This is a genomic window from Pandoraea terrae (assembly GCF_902459695.1).
GTDB classification, from domain to species: domain Bacteria; phylum Pseudomonadota; class Gammaproteobacteria; order Burkholderiales; family Burkholderiaceae; genus Pandoraea; species Pandoraea terrae.
The window spans coordinates 141846-162127 of record NZ_CABPRZ010000014.1; the positions used below are offsets into that span (position 1 = coordinate 141846).

Below are 20282 nucleotides of genomic sequence, written 5' to 3' on the forward strand. Positions count from 1 at the left end.
TTAGCAGGTCATTATTGGAACCAATGCTCACGCGCTTTCATGATCAGGACTTTCGCCGCTTCGTCGTCGACACCGGTCATCTCGGTCAATTCGTCGACGGCCAGTTCGGCCAGATCATCGCGCGTCTGAATGTTGTGCTCGGCCAGTTTGGCCAGCAGCTCGGGCGACATGCCGTCCAGGCTCTTCAGATCCAGGGCAACGCCCTCGACCTTTTCCTCGGTGGCGATCGCCTGGGTCAACAGTGCGTCGCGTGCGCGGTTGCGCAGCTCATGCACGGTGTCCTCGTCGAACGCCTCGATCTCCAGCATCTCGCCCAGCGGCACATAGGCGATTTCTTCCAGGCTCGAGAAACCTTCCTCGATCAGGATGTCGGCCACTTCCTCGTCGACGTCGAGTCGCGCCATGAACAACGTGCGCAACGTGCCGCGCTCTTCATTCTGCTTCTCGGCCGATTCGTCCGGCGTCATGATGTTGATCTGCCAGCTCGTCAGCTCCGACGCCAGGCGCACGTTCTGGCCACTGCGGCCGATGGCCACCGCCAGTTCGTTTTCGTCGACGACGACATCCATGCTGTGCTTCTCTTCGTCCACGACGATCGACTGTACCGCCGCCGGCGCCAGCGCGCCAATCACGAACTGCGCCGGATCTTCCGACCACAGCACGATATCGACGTTTTCACCGCCCAATTCGTTACGCACGGCCTGCACACGCGTGCCGCGAATGCCCACGCACGTGCCGATCGGGTCGATACGCTTGTCGTAAGCCACGACGGCGATCTTGGCGCGCACGCCCGGGTCGCGGGCGGCCGACTTGATCTCGAGCAGGCCCTGTTCGATTTCAGGCACTTCCATGCCGAACAGCTCGATCAGGAATTCCGGCGCCGTGCGCGACAATTCGATCTGCGGGCCGCGCGCGGTACGATCGACCTTCACGATGTACGCGCGAACGCGGTCGCCGATACGCAGGTTTTCCTTCGGAATCAATTGATCGCGGCGCAGCAGTGCTTCGACACGGCCCGATTCGACAATCAGGTTGCCCTTGTCGAGCCGCTTGACCGTGCCGGTCATGATCTTCTCGCCGCGTTCCAGGAAGTCGGACAGGATCTGCTCACGCTCGGCATCGCGAATACGCTGCAGGATCACCTGCTTGGCGGCTTGCGCGCCGATACGGCCAAATTCGACCGACTCCACCGGCTGCTCGATGAACGCGCCGACTTCGATTTCCGGAATGTCTTCCTTCGCTTCAAAATGCAGGATCTGCTTGTCCGGCTCTTGCAGACCGGCCTCGTCCGGCACCACGAGCCAGCGGCGGAAACTTTCGTGCTCGCCCGTCTGACGATCGATCGCAACGCGAATATCGACATCCTCGGTGTAGCGTTTCTTGGTGGCCGAAGCCAGCGCCGCTTCCAGCGCGCCGAACACGACGTCCTTGTCGACGTTCTTTTCGCGCGCGAGCGCATCGACCAACAGCAATACTTCGCGACTCATCGTTTGCGACTCCTAAAATCAATCTGCGGCACTAAGCGCGCACGGTCAATATCCGAGAGGGTGAATTCCAGCAACGCAGGACCACCCTTGCCTTCGAATTCGAGGCTCAGCTTGTCGCCGTCCGGCGCCTGCAGAACGCCGCGGAACTGCTTGCGGCCATCGAGCGGCACGCGCAATGTCAGGCTCACTTCGGCGCCGGCAAAGCGTTCGAAGTCCGACAGCTTGCGCAGCGGACGGTCAAGCCCCGGCGACGACACCTCGAGGCGGTCGTAATTGACGTTCTCGACCGTCAGCACGTGCGACAACTGACGGCTCACCGTCTCGCAGTCGTCAATCGTGATGCCCTCCGGCTTGTCGATATAAACGCGCAGCAGTCCGCCGCCGGCACGTTCCAGATCGACCAGCTCGTAACCCAGGCCCACGACCGTGGTCTCGATCAGTTCTGGCAGTTGCAAATTAACTCACCCTTGAAAAACTCGCGCGCATCGGCGCACCTCGCACCTCAGGCGTTCTTGCGGCACGGGTAGATTCGCCGGGAGCATGCCCGGCGCCAGTGCGGCCGTTCGTCAGCGGACAGGCCGTGACGAAACGCGCGAAGCAAAAAAAAATGGGCGGAAACGCCCATTTCTTACAGCCTCTTTGCGCATGAGGTGCGCGCCCCAATAATGTTCTACGCGCAAACTAGCTTATTCCGTTGATTTTATATGCTTTTGGCACGTTTTGCAACGCAAGATCAGCGTGACCGGTTACCCCGATTGCCGCCTTGACCGCCGGCGCCGCCCTGACCGCCCTGGCCGCCGCGATTGCCGCCCCGCGGACCCCCGCGGCCGCCGCGGTTACCACCGCGCGGACCGTTACCGCCACCGTTGGCACCACCGTTGCCGCCATTGCCGCCATTGCCGTAGTTGCCGCCGCCGTAGCTGTTGCCGGCGCCGCCAAAGCTGCCGCCGCCACCGCCCTTGCCGCCGAAGCGGCCGCGGCCTTCCCCGCCGCGCGACTGGCCCGGCAAGCCTCGCATCGACGACTGCCCCGGCTCGCCACTCGGGCCGACATAGGCCGTGAGCGGGTTGGCACGCGGGCGGCGCGATTGGCCATAGCCCTGTTCGCGGCTGAATACGCCCAGCGCGGTCTGCATCGGATCCGGTTGACGGCGCGGCGCGGGGGCTGCGGCGCTCCGGCCACGGCCACCCTTCGCATCGTCGCCGGCGGCGCCCGGCATTTTCATGCCGACCGAGTTGAACAGCGCACGCACCTGTGCGTCGTCCATCTCTTCATAACGCCCGCGCTTGAGGCCGCGCGGCAGCGTCAGCGGGCCGTAGCGCGTACGAATCAGACGGCTCACCATGAGGCCGGCCGCTTCGAACATGCGGCGCACTTCACGGTTACGGCCCTCGGTCAGCGCGACGTGATACCAATGATTGGAACCTTCGCCCCCACCGTCCTGCACGCGCAGGAAGTTCGCCATGCCGTCATCGAGCTCAATGCCGCGCAGCAGTTGCTGGCGCGATGCTTCGGTCAACTGGCCGACGGTACGCACCGCGTACTCGCGCTCGATGCCGTAGCGGGGATGCATGAAACGGTTGGCGAGGTCGCCCGACGTCGTCAGGATCAGCAGGCCTTCCGTATTGAAGTCGAGACGGCCGACGGCCAGCCATTTCGCCGTCTTCATCGGCGGCAGGCGATCGAAGACCGAAGCGCGGCCTTCCGGGTCGGAATGACTGACGATTTCGCCGGACGGCTTGTGATAAAGCAGCACGCGCGGCGGCTTGGCTGTGATGCGGCGCTTGATCAGCTTGCCATTGATACGGACCTGGTCGGTCGGCAGGATACGCTGGCCGATGTGTGCGGGTTCCGAGTTCACGGACACGCGCCCCGCCAGGATCAGCTCCTCCATCTCGCGACGCGAGCCCAGACCGGCTTCCGCGAGCACCTTGTGCAGCTTCGGCGCTTCGTCGTCCGGCGACAGCACGCGCCGCTCGGCCGGCTTGCGCCCACGGCGCGGGCCCTTGTCGGCGTCGCCCTCGTCGTCGCTGTCAAAACCGCCCGACGTCACGAAGCTGAACAGGTCGTTATCCGCAGCAGCCTTGCCGCCACCTGCGGCGGCCTTCTTCGCACCGGCGCCGGCGCCGGCGCCGCGCTTGCCGCGGGCGGGGGCACGGCGAGGGGCATCCTTGTCAGCATCCGCAGCATCCGCAGCGGGCGCCGGACGGGCGCGGCCACGCGGGCGAGCCTGCGCGGCCGCAGGTGCGCCGTCGGACGCCTCTGCCGGCGCGCTCTGCACGTCGTCGGACACGCTTTCGCCCGGCGCGGCGTCGTCGCCCTCACGCTTGGCCTGCTGCGCCGCACGACGGCGGGCAATCAAGCTGCGCGGACCACGGCGCAAGCCGCGGCGCGATTGTTTGTCATCGGCGCCGCCTTCGGCGTCCGGCGTGGCAAGAGGCTCGCCGCCGGCATCGCGCGCGTGCGGGTCCTGGGATTCTACGTTCTGCTTCAACACAACCTCGTTGGAAAACCGGCCCGTCGCGGGCAGCCCAATGGCGCTGCCCCAGGTCCGTTCATTCTGTATCGCGCGGCAGTGGCCCGCCACGGCGTCGTTGGTATCGATTTGTCACATGCCGAGTGGCTCGGCCGGCACTTACACACCGATGGCCTGGCTCACGTGCCGGTCACCAAATCTTCATCGCCTTCGTCATCTTCGTCGTCACCGGCCGCGTGACGCTCGTTGGCAGCCGTTTCCTCTGCCGTCACTTCATGCACACGGACATCGTCCGCATGCGCCCCTTCGGCAGCGGATACGGCAGCCGCTTCGATTGCCGGATCGCCGACATGCTCTCCGGCCGCGGTGTCCTTCATCTCATCGATGGAGGAGACAACATGGTCCGGCACTTCCTCCGCCGCTTCGTGAGCGGGCGGTTCGTCGTTCGACGGTTCGTCGGACGCCTGATCAGCAAAATCGTTCGATGCTTGTCGCTCACTCAGCGCAACCGGCTCCGCCACTTCAGCCGTCTCGGCCATCTCGGCCATCTCGGCCGGATCCGCCACATCAGCCACTTCGACCGGTTCGGCCGCCTCGATCGGGCGAGCCGCTTCAACCGGTTCAGCCTCCTCGGACAGCGCAGGCGCCTGATCGGCCGGCATGCCGTCGGCCAGCGCCAACGCATCGGCCCGCACCTGCGCAAGGCGCGCCAAGGCTTCGGGTGCCGCATCGAGTTCGCCGGTCGGCGCCACCTCATCTTCCGGCTCGCCGCCAGCCTCACCAAATTCGATCGTCTGCTGCGCCAGCAAATCGATTTGCGCCTGCGCTGCCGGGTCTTCGAGCGGCGGCAAGGCGTCGAGCGCGCGCAATCCGAGATCGTCGAGGAACGTCTTGGTCGTCGCGTACAGACCGGGGCGGCCCGGCACGTCGCGATGTCCAATCACTTCAATCCAGCCGCGATCCTCGAGTTGCTTGACGATCTGCGTATTCACCGTAACGCCACGAATCTCTTCGATATCTCCGCGCGTCACCGGTTGACGATAGGCAATGATCGCCAGCGTCTCCATGACAGCGCGCGAATACTTCGGCGGCTTTTCCGGATTCAGGCGGTCGAGATACTCACGCATGCGCGGACGGCTCTGAAAACGCCAGCCCGTGGCCAATGCCACCAGCTCCACGCCTTTACCGTCCCAGTCCGCGCGAATCTCTTCCAGCAACGATCGCACCGTATCGCCCGATACGGTGTCGACGAAGAGTTTGCGCAGGTCGCTCACCTTGAGCGGCTCCTGCGCGCAAATCAACGCGGTCTCGAGGACGAGTTTCGCCTCTTGGGTATTCATGTGCGACTAAGCAAACCGGGGGCTTGGCAACCCGGCCTCAGGAATAAGATGCTGGAACGTTAGAAGCGGTCGTAACCACTTCGCATATGCGCGCGCCCTTTTGTGTTCGGTCGTAGTGACGGCGGCGCGACCTGGATGCTTCGAAACGACCTGCCGGGATCGCCCAAGCCTCGATACGGCATGACGGACGTCCGGTATGTCGCAATTATCACTGAAACACCGACGCCCGTAAAGCGGTTCGCAATGGTGGCATCGCCCTGATAAGTTGCAAAACAATCGGAAACCTCGCAATAGGACGCCCTGACAGGGGCCGCGGCGAGTCTTGGGGGGCGCTCCGCCTTATTCGACAAAGCCCGGCAAACGCTCCATAATCGCTTCGTCCGCCGCCAAATGCGCCGCCATGCGTGGCCGCGCGATGGCGCGCTGCCCGATCCACCGATTCACGCTTGCCGTATCTCGCCCCGGGGAGACGCCATGCCTTCCGTCATGTTCCTTACGCCCGACGACGCCGAACAGGCATTCTACGAAGCCCTGCGCTCGGGCAACGTCGATGCCGTCATGGAGATCTGGTCCGAAGACGAGGAGATTGTCTGTGTCCACCCGAATGGCCCGCGCCACGTAGGCCCTGCCCCCGTACGCGCCAGTTGGGAGCAGATTCTCGACAAAGGCGGGTTGCAAATCACGGCCAATCATCTGCGCGTTGCCGACAATCCGCTGTGCGCGGTCCATAACGTGCTCGAGCAGATCCTCGTCGAAAGCAAACCCACGCTGCGCTTCGCGTTCGTGCTCGCCACCAACGTCTACCTCAAGGAAGCCGACGGCTGGCGCCTGGTGCTCCATCACGCGAGCCCCGCCATCGGGCACGAAGACTCGGCCCCCACGGGCACGCACTCGCACCGGCTGCATTAAGCCGGCACGGCTGGCCGGCCGCCCTTTGCGGCGGCCGCCGCCTTTTTTTGCCGCCGGAGTGCGCTCAGTCCTGTTTGGGCAGGGTCCCCGCAGGGACCGGCACCGCGTCGGCCGGATGAACGATCTCTCCGCCCAATGCCGTCACGCCGGCCAGCAGCCGTTCAAACGCAGCACCCAGCAGCGATGGATCGCCCTTTACGCCGAGATCGATGTGGCGACGTGCATAGATTTCGCCGCGCTCGGCATCCCCCACGCTCGGCAGGCTGAATACCTTGATCCCCTGATATTCCGCTTCAATGGTCTCCATCAGCGGCGTGAGCGTCGATTCGGCCAGGCCGAACACAAGCACGGAACGCTCGCCGTGGGCACGAAGGTGATGCATATCGGCGTAACGCGTATCGAGCACCCACGCCATCATCGGCCATGCCATGACAGGAAAACCGGGCATGAAATGGTGATTGGCCACAGAAAACCCGGGAATCTTGTTGTACGGGTTCGGCAGAATCACCGCGCCGATAGGAAATTCACCCATCTTCAGACGATGGCGGTTGTCGGGCTGGCTCATGTCGGGCATGCCGCCCGGGCTCGTATCGGCGATCCGTTCCAGGATCAACTTCTCGGCATCCGGATGAAGGGCGACCGGCACCTCGAGCGCCGCCGCCGCACACTGGCGCGTGTGATCGTCGGGCGTGGCGCCGATGCCGCCGGTGACGAACACCACGTCGTCGCCGGCGAAGGTACGGCGCAGGGTCGCGGTGATGCGTTCGGGGTCGTCGCCGAGATACTCGGCCCAGTCGAGCTGCATGCCGCGCTCGGCGAGCAGCGCGATAAACTTCGGCAGATGCTTGTCCTGGCGCCGACCGGAGAGGATTTCGTCGCCGATGATGATGAGACCGACAGCCATGGCCATTCCTTTTTTTAGCGGGGCAGCGGCAGCACGGTCGCGTCGGGCGCCTCGTGACGCGCCGCGTCCTCGGCGCGCAGGCGCGACAACGCCCGCAGGCAGTAATGCGCGAACCAGAGTGCCGAAAATACGAAAATCACAACGTACATCCAGATCGCCACCAGCGCGATGACCGGGAACAGCACGACCATGATCGCCGACGATACCCAAAGCAATGTCGGCAACGACCCGAGCAGCCCCGTCGCCACGCCGATCACCAGCAACGGCAGGCGCTTCTGGCGGACGATGCGGCGGCGTTCATCGGCTGTCGCATGTTCCGCCAATGCATCATAGGTCATCACGCGATAAGTCAACCAGCCCCACAACAGCGGCGGCACGATCGCAAAGAACGGCGGCACGAGCCACAACGGCAGCGTGACAAGCGCCGCGATCAGGAAAATGACCGTGGCGCCGAGCGATTGGCCGAGACTGCCCCAGAACGACCCGCCTCGGCGGGCTTCCAGATGGTGATAGTGACGCTTCGACAAGTGCCGCAGCACGGCCGGCATCGACCCGCCGGCGATCAACAGTAGCGCGGTCACCACGATCAGCGGCACAAGCAACGCCACGAGGATGAACGGCGCCAGCGTCATGCGCACGCTGTCGGCACCAAAATAGCCGAAAAAGCGGTAGATCCAGTGCGTAAATTGCCACTGCTCGAGCCACAGCCGCAGGAAATCCGTGAACGGTTCCCAGCCGAACCAGATGACAGCGCCCCAGATCAGCCCCGAGACGACGAACGGCATCGCGGTCAGCCAGAGCATCCGCGGATGCAACAGGCTGACCAGCGCGCGGCCAAGCGCGCGAAGGATGTCGTTCATATCGATTCCGTGCGCGGTGTTTCGCGGCGGCGGCGCGGGCGCAATGCCGACGCCATCCGGCCCAGTCCATACCATTGCTGGGCCCAGAAACCCTGCCCGTACTCGACGCCGCGTCCGGCCGGCGGCGCAAGCTGGTCGCGAATGCCGGTCGCCACGAATTGCCGGGAGAAATCGGCGGTACCGAACAGGACATCCCACCACGGGAACAGGACACCGAAATTGCATCCGCGATGCCTGCCCTCGTGCCCTGCGCCAATGGCGTGATGGCGACGGTGGAATGTCGGGCTCACCAACAACCGCTCACCCAACCAGCCGAAGTGCAGCCGCGCATTCGTGTGCTGCATGCTTTGCAGCCATTCCGACACGGCGATCAGCAACACGAACTGTATCGGCGTCACGCCGATCGCGATGGCGATCAACGCGAAGAAACCGGCCTGGATCAGATCGTCGAGCAGGTGATTGCGGTTATCCGCCCATAGCGACATCTGCTGCTGGCTGTGATGCACCGCGTGCAACGCCCACCACCAGCGAAAACCGTGTTCCCAGCGGTGATACCAATAGCCCGCGAAATCGAGGATCACGAGATAGACCGCGAAACTCACGAGCGCATGGGACGTCACGCCGGGCCACACATCTTCGATATTGATGTTGACGAACCCTTCGAGCCTCAGCCACCCCTGCAGGCTGTCGAGCAATGGCTGGAACGCGAAGAAGAAGACGAGATTGAACAGGCCCAACCGGTGAATCAACGTGTAAAGGACGTCGACCCTCACGGCCTTGCGGTCCTTCCAAGCCTCCACCGGGCGCAATGCTTCGAGCGGGCGCAGGATCAGCAGCATCAGAACGATCTGCACCACGCCGATCATGAAAAACTGCACCGCGTCGTACGCGTCGTCGTCGTAATCCATCAGGCCGACGTGGTACAGCAAAGGCTGCACCACAACGGTGTAGATCTCGGTCTGCACCGCCGAGAAGGCAGCATTGAAACCGTTGATCAAAGTGTCGAGCATAAGGCTGCTTTACGTCGCTTCACGAAGACCGGCGGGCTTCTTACAGCACCGGTGCGCGGTCATAGAAATAGATGCCGTGCGGCGAACGGCCGACCGGTATCGTGTTGATCAGCTTGCGCGTGGCGAGGTCGATGATGCCGACCTTGCGCGCCCAGCGGAACGTCACCCACAGGGTCTTGCGATCGGCGGACAGTTCCATGTCGTCCGGCCCCGCCAGCAATCCCGTGATGTCACCGACGTTCGTCAGCGACTCCTGATCGATGATGCTGATCGTGTTCGACACGCGGTTCGAGATCAGCACGTGGCGGCCGTCGGCGAGCGAGCGGAAGTTGTGCGCGCCCTTGCCCGTCGGAATCGTCTTGACGATCTTGCGGTTGCGCCAATCGACCACGGCCGCGTAATCCGCACCCGTCATGCCGATGAGCATGAACTTGTCATGCGGCGTCAGCCACACGCCGGCCGGGCTGTCGCCCACCTTCAGCTTCCACAGGACGGTCTGCGTCGCCAGATCGATGGCGGCGACTTCGTTCGATTCCTGCAGCGTGACGAACACCGTCTTGCTGTCTTCGGTGAAGACCAGATGGCTCGGCATCTTCGCCAGCGGCAGGCGCTTGGCGATCGTCAGGTTCTTGCCGTCGAACTTGTAGATATCGACGCGGTCCAGGCGCAGGCCGTTCGCAACAAACCACTTCTTGTCCGGCGAAAAGCCGATCTGGTACGGATCTTCGATGTTGTCGATCTTGCGCTGGACCTGGCCGGTCTTGGGATCGAGGAAAACGAGATTGTTGCCGACGGAATTCGCCACGATCAACGACTGGTTGTCGGGCGTGGCCATCAAGTGGTGCGGTTCCTTGCCCACAGGAAACGTCTGGATGACCTTCTGGGTGTCTTTATCGATCAGGCTGACGCTTGCGTCGCCCGAATTCAGCACGACCACCGTGCCGTCAGACGCGGCCGCCGCCGCAACTTGGCCGGACAGTGCGGCCAGGCCCAGGGAAAACGCCATCCCGGCGGAGATCAAAACTTTACGCATTGCACATTCTCTCGTTGAACTTCCGCTATTGTAGGCCCGGATTCGGCGTTCGCGCGCTTCGATTTCGATCAATTCGACGGGCGAGCGCCACCGGACACCTGCCCGGCGCCTGAGTGTTCAACGCCCGGCGCCCCCTTCGCGTTGACACCCGCCGGCGATGCAAACGGCAATCCTGCCACCGTTCGCGCACACCTCAGCGCTGGAGCGCCTCCCAGACCTTGTGCAACCGCTTGACAGAGACGGGCATCGGGGTTCGAAGTTCCTGCGCGAACAGCGAAACGCGCAATTCTTCCAGCAGCCAGCGGAATTCGTCGAGACGGGCGTCGCCCTGATCGCGCCGCTGCGCCGCCGCCCGCTGCCAATTCTGCAGCAACGGCCCGATTTCCGACATCGCGCGCGCGTCCCGGGCCGAATCGGCCTTGAGCTTGTCGATGCGTGCTGCCATCGCCTTGAGGTAGCGCGGGAAGTGCGCGAGCTGGGCATAAGGCGTGTCAACCATGAAGCGTTTGCCGATCAGGCGTTGCAGCTGCGCCGTCAGGTCTGCATGCGCCTGCGCAAACGGCTTCGATTGCGGCAGTTTCTTCAGAATCGCCGCGTATTCCGTCAGGATCTGGCCCGCCAGCCGCGCGATCTCCTGCGCGAGCAGATTCAGGCGCCCCTTGCCCTCGTCCTTGCGCGTATTGAACGACGCGGCATCGGTCGGCCACGGCAAGGCCAGACAGGCCCGCTCGAGCGCCAGATCGATGATCTGGGCGCGCAGCTCTTCCTGCGTGCCGAGCGTCATATATTGCATCGCCATCTGCTGCAAGCCCGGAATATTCTTTTCCAGGTATTTGACCTGCTCGCGCAATTGCAGCGCGAACAGCTTGCGCAGGCCGGCGCGGTGTTGACGCCGGGCCTCGTCCGGATCGTCGAACACCTCCAGATCGCAATGGTCGCCGCGATCGACGAGCGCCGGATAGCCGAACAACGTCTGACCGCCGCGGCGAATCTCGAGCATTTCCGCCAATTCGCCGAAACTCCACGTCGTGAGGCTGTCGTAACGCCCCGGCTCGACGGCAGGCGTTGCGGCCCCACTCCCTGCACCGGCGGCACCGCCTTTCGCCATGGCGTTCGCGTTGCCCGAACGGTCGGTCCGGGCGGCATTGGCGGCCAGTTTGGCCGCGCCGGCGCCGGCATTTGCGGTGGCTGCACCCACCGTGCCTGCCGTGCCCGCCACCGGGGCCGCCCCGCTATCGGCCGCCATCTGCTGGAATGTGCGCTGTGCCTGCTGGCCAAGCTCGGCGCGCAGTTGCGCGAGGTTCCGGCCCATGGCGAGCTGACGGCCGTGCTCGTCGACGATCTTGAAATTCATCGTCAAATGCACGGGCAGCTGTTCGAGCTTGAAATCGCTCGGCTTGAGCATGATCGTGACCTGCTCGCGCACATCGGCAATCAACGCATCGAGCAACGCGCCGCCACCGAAGTGCGCACGCCCGGCGAAGCCCGCCGCATATTCCGGCAGCGGCACACAATGTCGGCGCAGCTTCTGCGGCAGCGATTTCAGCAACAGATGCGCTTTCTCCTTCAGCATTCCCGGCACCAGCCATTCGCAGCGGCGCGCGTCCACCTGGTTCAGCGCGTACAGCGGCACCGCGAGCGTCACCCCGTCGCGCGGCGAGCCCGGCTCGAAATGGTACGTCAGCGCCATGTCGATGCCTGCCATCGACGTCTTCTTCGGAAACAGATCGGTCGTGACGCCGGCGGCCTCGTGCCGCATCAGGTCATCGCGCACGAGGTACAGCAGTTTCGGATGGCCGCGCGACGCTTCCTTGTACCAATGCTCCAGACTGACGCCCTCGTAAACGTCAGCCGGCAAATGCTGGTCGTAAAACGCGTAGATCAGTTCGTCGTCGACGAGCACGTCCTGCCGGCGGGATTTGTGTTCGAGCTGTTCGATGTCCGCGATCAGCTTGCGGTTGTGCGCGAAGAATGGCGCGCGCGTTTCCCACTCGCCCTCCACCAGCGCGCTGCGGATGAAGATTTCGCGCGCGCGCTTCGGATCGCGCGGGCCGAAGTGCATGCGGCGGCGTCCGTAGATGGTCAGGCCGTACAAAGTACCGCGCTCGAAGGCGACAACCTGCGCCGCCTTCTTTTCCCAATGCGCATCGGACAGCGACGTCTTCACAAGGTGGCGGCCGACGCGCTCGATCCATTCCGGCTCGATCTTCGCAACGCAACGGCCGAACAGACGGCTGGTTTCGACCAGCTCGGCCACTACGATCCAGCGTCCCGCCTTCTTCACCAACGGAGAGCCCGGCCAGATGTGAAACTTGATGCCATGCGCGCCGAGGTAATGGGGATCGTCGTCCGCCTTGCAGCCGATGTTGCCGAGCAGGCCCGAGAGGAGCGCCAGATGGACCTGTTCGTAGGTGGCATCGACCTCGTTGAGGCGCCAGCCCTGCTCGCGCACCACCGTGAGCAGTTGGCTGTGGACGTCCCGCCATTCCCGCAGCCGCAGTTGTGACAGGAAATTGTCGCGGCACGCCTGCGCCAGGAGCCGGTTCGACTTCTTGTGCGCGATGGCCTCTTCAAACCACTTCCAGATCTTGAGCCACGCCAGGAATTCGGATTTTTCATCCGCAAACTTACGATGTGCGTTGTCTGCGGCGTCTTGCGCCTCTTGCGGTCGATCACGTGGATCCTGCACCGCCAGTGCGCTGGCGATGATCAATACCTCGCGCAGCGCCTGCTGGTCGCGCGCGGCAAGGATCATGCGGCCCACGCGCGGATCGAGCGGCAGACGCGCCAGCTCCCGGCCCAGCGGCGTGAGCCGGTTGACCTCGTCGACCGCGCCCAGCTCGCCGAGCAACTGATAGCCGTCCGCGATCGCCCGCGGCGGCGGCGGCTCGATGAACGGGAATTCCTCGACTTTCGCCAAACGCAGCGCCTGCATGCGCAAAATCACCGAGGCCAGCGACGAACGCAGGATTTCGGGATCCGTGAAACGCACGCGCGCCTGGAAATCAGCCTCGTCGTACAGCCGGACGCAGATGCCGTCGGCGACGCGGCCGCAACGGCCCGCGCGCTGGTTGGCCGCCGCCTGTGAAATCGGCTCGATCTGCAGCTGTTCGACCTTGTTGCGGTACGAATACCGCTTCACGCGCGCCGTGCCGGCATCCACCACATAACGGATGCCGGGCACCGTCAGCGACGTTTCCGCGACGTTCGTCGCCAGCACGATACGGCGTGCATTCGATGGCTTGAAGACGCGCTCCTGCTCGGCGCCCGACAGACGGGCGAACAGCGGCAGGATTTCCGTATGCGGCGGATGATGCTTGCGCAGCGCTTCGGCCGTATCGCGAATCTCGCGCTCGCCCGGCAGGAACACGAGCACGTCGCCCGGTCCTTCGCGGCACAGTTCGTCCACCGCGTCGACGATGCCGTCGAGCAGATCGCGATCACGGTCGCGCGCAGCCGTGCGGCTGCCTTCCGCGTTGGCCTGGCGCGCGTCGTCCTGAATCGGACGGTAGCGCACTTCGACCGGATACAGCCGGCCGCTGACCTCGATCACCGGCGCCGGGCGGTCGCCGCTGCCGAAATGGCGGGCGAACCGGTCCGCATCGATCGTCGCCGACGTGATGATGACCTTCAGGTCGGGACGCTTCGGCAGCAACTGCTTCAGGTAGCCGAGCAGGAAATCGATGTTCAGGCTGCGTTCGTGCGCCTCGTCGATGATCAGCGTGTCGTAGCCGCGCAGCAACGGGTCCGATTGGGTTTCCGCGAGCAGGATCCCGTCCGTCATCAATTTGACGGACGCACCGCTCGACAACGTGTCGTTGAACCGCACCTTGAAGCCGACGATCTCGCCGAGCGGCGAGTTCAGTTCCTCGGCAATCCGGCGTGCGGTGGCCGACGCGGCAATCCGGCGCGGTTGCGTGTGGCCAATCAGCCCTGCACCGCCGGCCCCCAGCCCGCGGCCCAGCGCCAGACAGATTTTGGGAAGTTGCGTCGTCTTGCCCGAGCCCGTTTCGCCGCAGACGATCACGACCTGATGCTTCGAGATCGCCTCGGCAATCTCATCGCGCCGGCCGGACACGGGCAGCGCCTCGGGAAACGTAATGTCGCGCACGGGGTTGGCGGCCGCTTGCCGCGCGGCGAGCCGTTCGGCGTCGCGCGCGGCGCGTTCGGCCGGCGGCATGCGGGTGTCAAGCGTTTTCCGGCGTGCCGGCGCCTGCCCATCGGGCGTCGCGGACGGACGCGCGTGGGGACGCGGGGACTTCGAATGTGGATTGCGTTCTTCAATTGCCATGGGCGCGCATTATAATCTCCGGATGTTTGCCTACGTACAATCATGCTGACCGAACCCGACCCCGCCATAGAAGACGAAGAAACCGCCCGCCAAGCCCAGTTCGTGGACTGGCTGCGATCGGTCGCCCCTTACATCCATGCGTTTCGCGACAAGACCTTCGTCGTAGCCTTCGGCGGCGAACTGGTCATGGCCGGCGGACTGGACTCCTTGATCCAGGACGTCGCCCTGTTGCGCGCCATGGGCATGCACATCGTGCTCGTACACGGCTCGCGGCCCCAGGTCGAGGAACAGATGCGGCTTCGGAATATCGAGTCGCATTTTTCCCAGCAGATGCGAATCACCGATGCGGCCGCGCTCGAGGCCGCGAAGGAAGCGGCCGGCGAGCTGCGTCTCGACATCGAGGCGTCCATCAGCCAGGGCTTGCCGAACACACCGATGAGCAACGCGCGCATCAGCGTCGTTTCCGGCAACTTCGTCACGGGCCGCCCGGTCGGGATTCTCGACGGCGTCGACTTCCAGCATACCGGTGTCGTGCGCAAGATCGATGCCGAATCGATCCGTTTGTCGCTCAATAACGGCAAGATCGTTCTGCTCTCGCCGCTCGGCTTCTCGCCCACCGGCCAGTCGTTCAACCTGACGATGGAAGACGTGGCGTCGTCCGCCGCGATTGCGCTGCGCGCCGACAAGCTCATATTCATTACCGAAGCGCCCGGCATTCTCAACGAACACAACGAACTGCAGCGCGAACTGACGCTTGAAGATGCCCAGCGCATGCAAGCGCTGGGGCAACTCGACCACGATTCGGCCTTCTACCTCAAATACGCCACGCGCGCCTGCCGTGCCGGCGTGGGCCGTGCGCACGTGGTGCCGTTCGCGCTCGACGGCAGCATGTTGCTCGAGCTGTTCTCGCACGATGGTGTGGGCACCATGATCTCGTACGAGAACCTGGAGAGCCTGCGCGAAGCGACCGTCGACGACGTCGGCGGCATCTTGCAACTGATCGAGCCGCTGGAAGCCGACGGCACGCTTGTACGCCGTGGCCGCCATCAATTGGAACGCGACATCGACCACTTCTCTGTCATCGAGCACGATGGACGCCTGTTCGGCTGCGCCGCGCTCTATCCGTATCCAAGCGAAAAAGTCGGCGAAATGGCATGCTTGACGGTTGACCCGGAAGCGCAAGGCACCGGCGACGGCGAACGGTTGCTCCGCCACATCGAGCAGCGCGCACGCGCGCGCGGCCTGGAGCGGCTGTTTGTACTCACCACCCGGACCGAGCATTGGTTCCTCAAGCGCGGGTTCGTGAAGGCTGGCGTAGACGACTTGCCGGCCGACCGCCGTCGCTTGTACAACTGGCAACGCCGGTCGCTCGTCCTGATCAAGAAACTCTGAGTGCGTCACCGCGACAAGGATTGCCGCGGCAAGGCGCCCTTATTACCCCACACATCATCTGAAGGAGCAAGTTATGGCACGCATGGTTCAATGCGTCAAACTCAACCACGAGGCTGAAGGTCTCGACTTCCCGCCGGTGCCCGGCGAGTTGGGCAAGCGTTTGTGGGAGAACGTGTCGAAGGAGGCATGGGCTGCCTGGTTGAAACAGCAGACGATGCTGATCAACGAGAACCGTCTGAACATGGCGGATCCGCGCGCCCGTCAATATTTGCTCAAGCAGACGGAAAAGTACTTCTTCGGCGAAGGCGCTGACACGGCGCAAGGCTACGTGCCGCCGACGCAGGAATAAGGGCAAAGTCTCCGCAACAAGCCCGCCCGACACCGCGTCAATCACTGCCAACGCGGTAAAAATCGTGGGCGATTCCGGGCGCATGACGCCGGTAACGGGGCTGATTTTGCGAAGCAAAATTAGCCCCGTTGGCGGCCTCCGGGCATCAAATCATTGCGACACCGCCCAAGCCCCGCCGGTTTGCGGTAACCCGCATCCCCCATCAAACATCCAGCGGCGACACCCCGCCCGCAGTGCCACAGCTGTGACAGAAATGCGCGAAAGCGTTCTTGCGCGTCTTGCAGACCCCGCAATGATTGAACAGGCAAATCCCGCAATGCATACAGAAATTGCGTTCCGTGTCGTCCAGCTTGACCGGCCGCTCGCAGCCTGGACACACTGATTTCGCCAAACGCGCCTGCGCGAGGTCATAGCTGAGCCCTTTGCGCCGCTCGGCATCGGGCAATTGCTCGGCGGCCTTTTGCGCCGCGAGATAGCGTTGCAGCGCAACGATCGCATACCGCCCGATCAGTACCGTCAGCACGATCCCCACGATATATCGCACGTAGCCGCCGTAATCCGGCAGATACGGCACGAGTTCGACGAAAAACGCGAAAAGCGCGAAGAAAATGAAGCCCCAGACGAACGGCCAATACAGGCTCTTGCGTTGCTTCACGAACAGCCAGCCCGCCACAATCAACAGCGGCAGCGTGATCGCCAGACGCACCCCGAACACCTGGAGTTGACGCGTGCGCTGCACCCCGTCGAGTTGCTCGCGCGCCGCCGCGTCGAGCGCAAAGCGGGCCGCTCGGGCCGCCTGCAGCGCGCGCTGCCCGTTCAGACGCTGCGTTTCGAGCGCGTCGACGGCCTCCTGCGATGTGCGCTCCGCCGATTTGAGCGCATCGAGCTCACGCGTGCGGGACAGCAGCTCGGCATCCTGACTCGCGAGCGCGGTCGCTGTGCGCGTCGCGACCCAATTGTCGAACGTTTCACGACCGCCCTGATACGCCGTGCGGCGCGCCTTCAACTGCAGCCGCGCCGTCTCGAGGGACGCCTCCGTGTCTTCGAGCCTTTTTTGCGCCGTCTTGATCGCCGCATCGGCGGCGTCGGCCCGCGATTTGTCGATGAACGATTCGAGTGTCGGCGCAGGCGCGACGCCCGGCAGACGGTCCACCACCAGACCGCCCAGGCCGATAAGAAACAGCGCGAACAGGATCGCGATCAGCCAGAGACCGCGTCGGAACCACGTTTCGGGAAGTCGGCGTGCTTGGGCCATCAGGTCACCTCATCGTCCGCGTTGCGCCGAAGCGATCAGTTGCGATAGTCGGTCATCTCGACGCCGGCCGTCGTGCCCATCAGGCACAGATCGGCGCCGCGTTGCGCAAACAGGCCGACCGTCACCACCCCCGGAATCTGGTTGACGGACGTCTCGAACGCCACCGGATCGAGGATCTGCAGCCCGCGCACATCCAGGATCGTGCAGCCATTGTCGGTCACGTACGGGCTGCCGTCTGCGCGAACGCGCGCCTGCGGCGTGCCGCCCATGGCCGTCAATGCGCGCGCCACGCTCGCCTGCGCCATCGGGATCACCTCGACGGGCAGCGGGAACAGGCCCAGCACCGGCACCCGCTTGGACGCATCGACGACGCACACGAACGTCATGGCGACCGACGCCACGATTTTCTCGCGCGTGAGCGCCCCACCACCGCCCTTGACCATGTGGCCGAGCGCGTTGATTTCGTCTGCGCCGTCCACGTATACCGGCAGACTGTCGATCTGGTTGAGGTCGAACACCTCGATGCCGTGGCCGCGCAGGCGCTCCGTGCTCGCCTCCGAACTGGAGACTGCACCGCGGTAGCGCGCACGGTCGGCGGCGATCGCATCGATGAAACAGTTTGCCGTGGAGCCCGTGCCCACGCCGATCACGCTGCCTTCGGGCACGTGTTGTTTCACATAGTCGGCGGCAGCCTGGCCGACCAAGCGCTTGAGTTCGTCCTGGGTCATGGGGATTTCCGGCAAAGTTTGGTAAAGTCGGAAGTTTACCGGAGTCGCCGGGGCTGCGCCGCTTTTCGTCGCCGCTTTCGATGCATCCCGTGGTGCGGGCGCTCCGTCGCATCGCTCGATTTTTATCCGGCCAACGTCCTCCGGACACCGGCCATCGCAACCCAGGCATGTCGTCATGAACCAACTCGATCAGCTCAAGCAGAGCACTATCGTGGTCGCCGACACCGGCGATTTCCAGGCCATCCGTGCGTACGCGCCGCAAGACGCCACCACCAATCCGTCGCTGATCCTCAAGGCCGTGCAGAAGGACGCGTACAAGCCGATACTGGCGCGTACCGTTCAAGCCAACCGCGGCGCCTCGGCGGACGACATCATTGACCGCCTGCTTATCGCCTTCGGCCGCGAAATCCTCGATATCGTACCGGGCCGCGTGTCCACCGAAGTCGATGCGCGCCTGTCATTCGATACCGAGGGCAGCGTGGCACGCGCGCGCAAGCTCATCGCCATGTACGAAGCCGAAGGCGTGAAGCGCGAACGCGTGCTGATCAAGATTGCCTCCACGTGGGAAGGCATTCGCGCGGCCGAGATCCTTCAGCGCGACGGCATTCGCTGCAACATGACCCTGTTGTTCTCGCTCGTGCAGGCCGCTGCATGCGCCGAAGCACGCGCGCAGCTGATTTCGCCCTTCGTCGGCCGGATCTACGACTGGTTCAAGAAGTCCGCCGGCGCGAACTGGGACGAAGCCGCCAATGCCGGCGCCAATGATCCGGGCGTTCGCTCCGTCGCGGCCATCTACCGCTACTACAAGCATTTCGGCCACGACACCGAAGTGATGGGCGCAAGCTTCCGATCGACCGGCCAGATCCTGGCGCTCGCGGGCTGCGATCTGCTGACCATCAGCCCGGACCTGCTCGAACAACTCCAGCAGGCCGAAGGCAACGCGCCGCGTCAGCTCGATCCGGAAGCTGCGCGCCACGCCACGATCGAGCGCGTGGCGACCGATGAGCCGTCGTTCCGCTATCAGTTGAACGACGACGCAATGGCCACGGAAAAGCTCGCCGAAGGAATCCGCCTGTTTGCGGCCGACGCGGCCAAGCTCGAAGGATTGATCGCGGCGCTGCGCTGAGCGCCGGGCGGCGCCAGACTGTCCCCGTGGACGAACCCGGCCGGCGTGCCGCGCCGGGGCGTCCCTCGCTGGCCTAGCTCGCCGTGACCGTGCGCTGACGCACCGCTTCGTAAAGGCATACGGCGCTGGCCACGGACACATTCAGGCTTTCCACACCGCCCGCCATCGGGATGCTGGTCAACTCATCGCAATTCTCGCGCACAAGACGGCGCATGCCTTCGCCCTCCGCCCCCATTACGATCGCGAGCGGCCCCGTCAGCTTGGTGTGATAGAGGTCGTGCGGCGCGTCGTCGGACGTTCCCACCACCCAGATCCCGCGTTCCTGCAATTCGCGCAGGGTGCGCGCGAGGTTCGTCACGGTGATGTAGGGCACGGTTTCCGCCGCGCCGCTCGCCACCTTGGCGGCCGTCGCGTTCAGGCCGACCGCGCGGTCCTTCGGCGCGATCACGGCATGCGCGCCGGCACCGTCAGCCACGCGCAGACACGCCCCGAGGTTGTGCGGATCCGTCACGCTATCGAGAATCAACAGCAGCGGCGGCCCCGAAATACCGTCAAGCAATTCGTCGAGATTGAGCGCCAGCGACACTTCGCGCGCGCGCGCAACGACGCCTTGATGGCGAGCGCCGCCCGCGAGGCCGGACAGGCGCTGCGCATCGGCCTGGATCAGGCGGACCTTCGATGCTTCCGCGTGCTTCAGGAAATCCGTCATGCGCCGGTCGCGGCGCGTCGGGTCGAAAAAAATTTCTTCAATGCTGCCTGCGTCATGACGCAGGCGCGCCGTCACGGCATGGAAGCCGAACAGCAGTTTCAATTGACTCATCGTGACATCCTGTTAATTCATCCTGCGGCATCGAGCCTCTGCAAGCAAACGGCGGCGGTCCGCCATGCGTCACCGCCGCCGCTCGCCCGGTCCGATCGGACCGGAAGGTTGTGCGCGCCGCCCACGCGATGCCGGCGGCGCGAACCGCTCAATGCCGTTTTTTCGTACGTTTCGCCCCCGCCGGCGACGGCTTGCTGCCACCACCGCCGCCACGCTTGGCCGGGGCCGCCGCGCGCTCGGCGCGGGCCGCCTTGACCTGCGGCGACTTCGGCTTGGCCGGCCGCTTGCCGATCGGCGCCGGC

General features: G+C 64.4%; 16 protein-coding genes. 4 read left to right on the forward strand and 12 right to left on the reverse strand.

Annotated elements, in window-relative coordinates; genetic code table 11:
• Positions 1 to 11: 11 nt before the first annotated feature.
• The 4 genes from nusA to scpB all read right to left on the reverse strand — a co-directional run bounded on the left by nusA (position 12) and on the right by scpB (position 5303).
• Positions 12 to 1487, reverse strand: a complete 1476-nt coding sequence (gene nusA / locus PTE30175_RS17080; RefSeq protein WP_150698268.1) for a transcription termination factor NusA — start codon at positions 1485 to 1487, stop codon at positions 12 to 14.
• A complete protein-coding gene (gene rimP / locus PTE30175_RS17085) occupies positions 1484 to 1942 on the reverse strand; it encodes a ribosome maturation factor RimP (protein WP_150698269.1) in 459 nt (152 codons plus the stop codon). The genes nusA and rimP overlap by 4 nt, the downstream gene beginning before the upstream one ends.
• 278 nt (positions 1943 to 2220) lie before the next feature.
• Positions 2221 to 3981, reverse strand: coding sequence for a pseudouridine synthase (locus tag PTE30175_RS17090; protein ID WP_224788817.1), 1761 nt, complete (start codon positions 3979 to 3981; stop codon positions 2221 to 2223).
• 161 nt (positions 3982 to 4142) lie between these two features.
• Positions 4143 to 5303: an SMC-Scp complex subunit ScpB gene (gene scpB / locus PTE30175_RS17095; protein ID WP_150698271.1), complete on the reverse strand. Its 1161-nt coding sequence runs from the start codon at positions 5301 to 5303 to the stop codon at positions 4143 to 4145.
• Positions 5304 to 5777: 474 nt separating this feature from the next.
• Between scpB and PTE30175_RS17100 the strand changes: the two genes are divergently transcribed.
• Complete coding sequence (locus PTE30175_RS17100; protein WP_150698272.1) at positions 5778 to 6212, forward strand: YybH family protein; 435 nt, start codon at positions 5778 to 5780, stop codon at positions 6210 to 6212.
• Between the two features lie 64 nt (positions 6213 to 6276).
• On the opposite strand, the gene PTE30175_RS17105 is transcribed toward PTE30175_RS17100, so the two are convergent.
• The 5 genes from PTE30175_RS17105 to hrpA form a co-directional block, all read right to left on the reverse strand.
• Positions 6277 to 7116 (reverse strand): competence/damage-inducible protein A, encoded by an 840-nt coding sequence (locus PTE30175_RS17105; RefSeq protein WP_150698273.1) that lies wholly within the window; start codon positions 7114 to 7116, stop codon positions 6277 to 6279.
• Positions 7117 to 7130: 14 nt separating this feature from the next.
• On the reverse strand, positions 7131 to 7976 hold the full coding sequence (locus tag PTE30175_RS17110; protein WP_150698274.1) for an EI24 domain-containing protein: 846 nt from the start codon (positions 7974 to 7976) through the stop codon (positions 7131 to 7133).
• Entirely contained in the window at positions 7973 to 8986 is a 1014-nt protein-coding gene (locus PTE30175_RS17115) for a sterol desaturase family protein (RefSeq protein ID WP_150698275.1), read from the reverse strand. The genes PTE30175_RS17110 and PTE30175_RS17115 overlap by 4 nt, the downstream gene beginning before the upstream one ends.
• A gap of 40 nt (positions 8987 to 9026) precedes the next feature.
• Positions 9027 to 10019, reverse strand: a complete 993-nt coding sequence (locus PTE30175_RS17120; RefSeq protein WP_460940660.1) for a YVTN family beta-propeller repeat protein — start codon at positions 10017 to 10019, stop codon at positions 9027 to 9029.
• Between the two features lie 193 nt (positions 10020 to 10212).
• Positions 10213 to 14310 (reverse strand): ATP-dependent RNA helicase HrpA, encoded by a 4098-nt coding sequence (hrpA, locus tag PTE30175_RS17125; RefSeq protein WP_150698276.1) that lies wholly within the window; start codon positions 14308 to 14310, stop codon positions 10213 to 10215.
• Between the two features lie 42 nt (positions 14311 to 14352).
• On the opposite strand from hrpA, the gene argA reads away from it, so the two are divergent.
• Together argA and PTE30175_RS17135 are read left to right on the forward strand one after the other, a co-directional pair.
• A complete protein-coding gene (gene argA, locus PTE30175_RS17130) occupies positions 14353 to 15702 on the forward strand; it encodes an amino-acid N-acetyltransferase (RefSeq protein ID WP_150698277.1) in 1350 nt (449 codons plus the stop codon).
• A 73-nt stretch (positions 15703 to 15775) separates the two neighbouring features.
• Positions 15776 to 16051 (forward strand): oxidative damage protection protein, encoded by a 276-nt coding sequence (locus tag PTE30175_RS17135; RefSeq protein WP_150698278.1) that lies wholly within the window; start codon positions 15776 to 15778, stop codon positions 16049 to 16051.
• A gap of 202 nt (positions 16052 to 16253) precedes the next feature.
• Here PTE30175_RS17135 and PTE30175_RS17140 read toward each other — a convergent pair whose 3' ends face one another.
• Together PTE30175_RS17140 and rpiA are read right to left on the reverse strand one after the other, a co-directional pair.
• A complete protein-coding gene (locus PTE30175_RS17140) occupies positions 16254 to 17306 on the reverse strand; it encodes a zinc ribbon domain-containing protein (RefSeq protein ID WP_150698279.1) in 1053 nt (350 codons plus the stop codon).
• 35 nt (positions 17307 to 17341) lie between these two features.
• Positions 17342 to 18034 carry a ribose-5-phosphate isomerase RpiA gene (rpiA, locus tag PTE30175_RS17145; protein ID WP_150698280.1) on the reverse strand — a complete coding sequence of 231 codons (693 nt, stop codon included), beginning with the start codon at positions 18032 to 18034 and terminating at the stop codon, positions 17342 to 17344.
• Between the two features lie 175 nt (positions 18035 to 18209).
• Here rpiA and tal point away from each other — a divergent pair, with 175 nt between their 5' ends.
• On the forward strand, positions 18210 to 19160 hold the full coding sequence (tal, locus tag PTE30175_RS17150) for a transaldolase (RefSeq protein ID WP_150698281.1): 951 nt from the start codon (positions 18210 to 18212) through the stop codon (positions 19158 to 19160).
• 73 nt (positions 19161 to 19233) lie between these two features.
• On the opposite strand, the gene rlmB is transcribed toward tal, so the two are convergent.
• Positions 19234 to 19980: a 23S rRNA (guanosine(2251)-2'-O)-methyltransferase RlmB gene (rlmB, locus tag PTE30175_RS17155; protein WP_150698282.1), complete on the reverse strand. Its 747-nt coding sequence runs from the start codon at positions 19978 to 19980 to the stop codon at positions 19234 to 19236.
• Positions 19981 to 20282: the final 302 nt, after the last annotated feature.

Bases quoted from the DNA above. Each gene is read 5' to 3' on its own strand.
- nusA (WP_150698268.1), bottom strand. From the start codon at position 1,487: ATGAGTCGCGAAGTATTGCTGTTGGTCGATGCGCTCGCGCGCGAAAAG.
- scpB (WP_150698271.1), bottom strand. From the start codon at position 5,303: ATGAATACCCAAGAGGCGAAACTCGTCCTCGAGACCGCGTTGATTTGC.
- PTE30175_RS17100 (WP_150698272.1), top strand. From the start codon at position 5,778: ATGCCTTCCGTCATGTTCCTTACGCCCGACGACGCCGAACAGGCATTC.
- PTE30175_RS17105 (WP_150698273.1), bottom strand. From the start codon at position 7,116: ATGGCTGTCGGTCTCATCATCATCGGCGACGAAATCCTCTCCGGTCGG.
- PTE30175_RS17110 (WP_150698274.1), bottom strand. From the start codon at position 7,976: ATGAACGACATCCTTCGCGCGCTTGGCCGCGCGCTGGTCAGCCTGTTG.
- PTE30175_RS17115 (WP_150698275.1), bottom strand. From the start codon at position 8,986: ATGCTCGACACTTTGATCAACGGTTTCAATGCTGCCTTCTCGGCGGTG.
- PTE30175_RS17120 (WP_460940660.1), bottom strand. From the start codon at position 10,019: ATGCGTAAAGTTTTGATCTCCGCCGGGATGGCGTTTTCCCTGGGCCTG.
- hrpA (WP_150698276.1), bottom strand. From the start codon at position 14,310: ATGGCAATTGAAGAACGCAATCCACATTCGAAGTCCCCGCGTCCCCAC.
- argA (WP_150698277.1), top strand. From the start codon at position 14,353: ATGCTGACCGAACCCGACCCCGCCATAGAAGACGAAGAAACCGCCCGC.
- PTE30175_RS17135 (WP_150698278.1), top strand. From the start codon at position 15,776: ATGGCACGCATGGTTCAATGCGTCAAACTCAACCACGAGGCTGAAGGT.
- PTE30175_RS17140 (WP_150698279.1), bottom strand. From the start codon at position 17,306: ATGGCCCAAGCACGCCGACTTCCCGAAACGTGGTTCCGACGCGGTCTC.
- rpiA (WP_150698280.1), bottom strand. From the start codon at position 18,034: ATGACCCAGGACGAACTCAAGCGCTTGGTCGGCCAGGCTGCCGCCGAC.
- tal (WP_150698281.1), top strand. From the start codon at position 18,210: ATGAACCAACTCGATCAGCTCAAGCAGAGCACTATCGTGGTCGCCGAC.
- rlmB (WP_150698282.1), bottom strand. From the start codon at position 19,980: ATGAGTCAATTGAAACTGCTGTTCGGCTTCCATGCCGTGACGGCGCGC.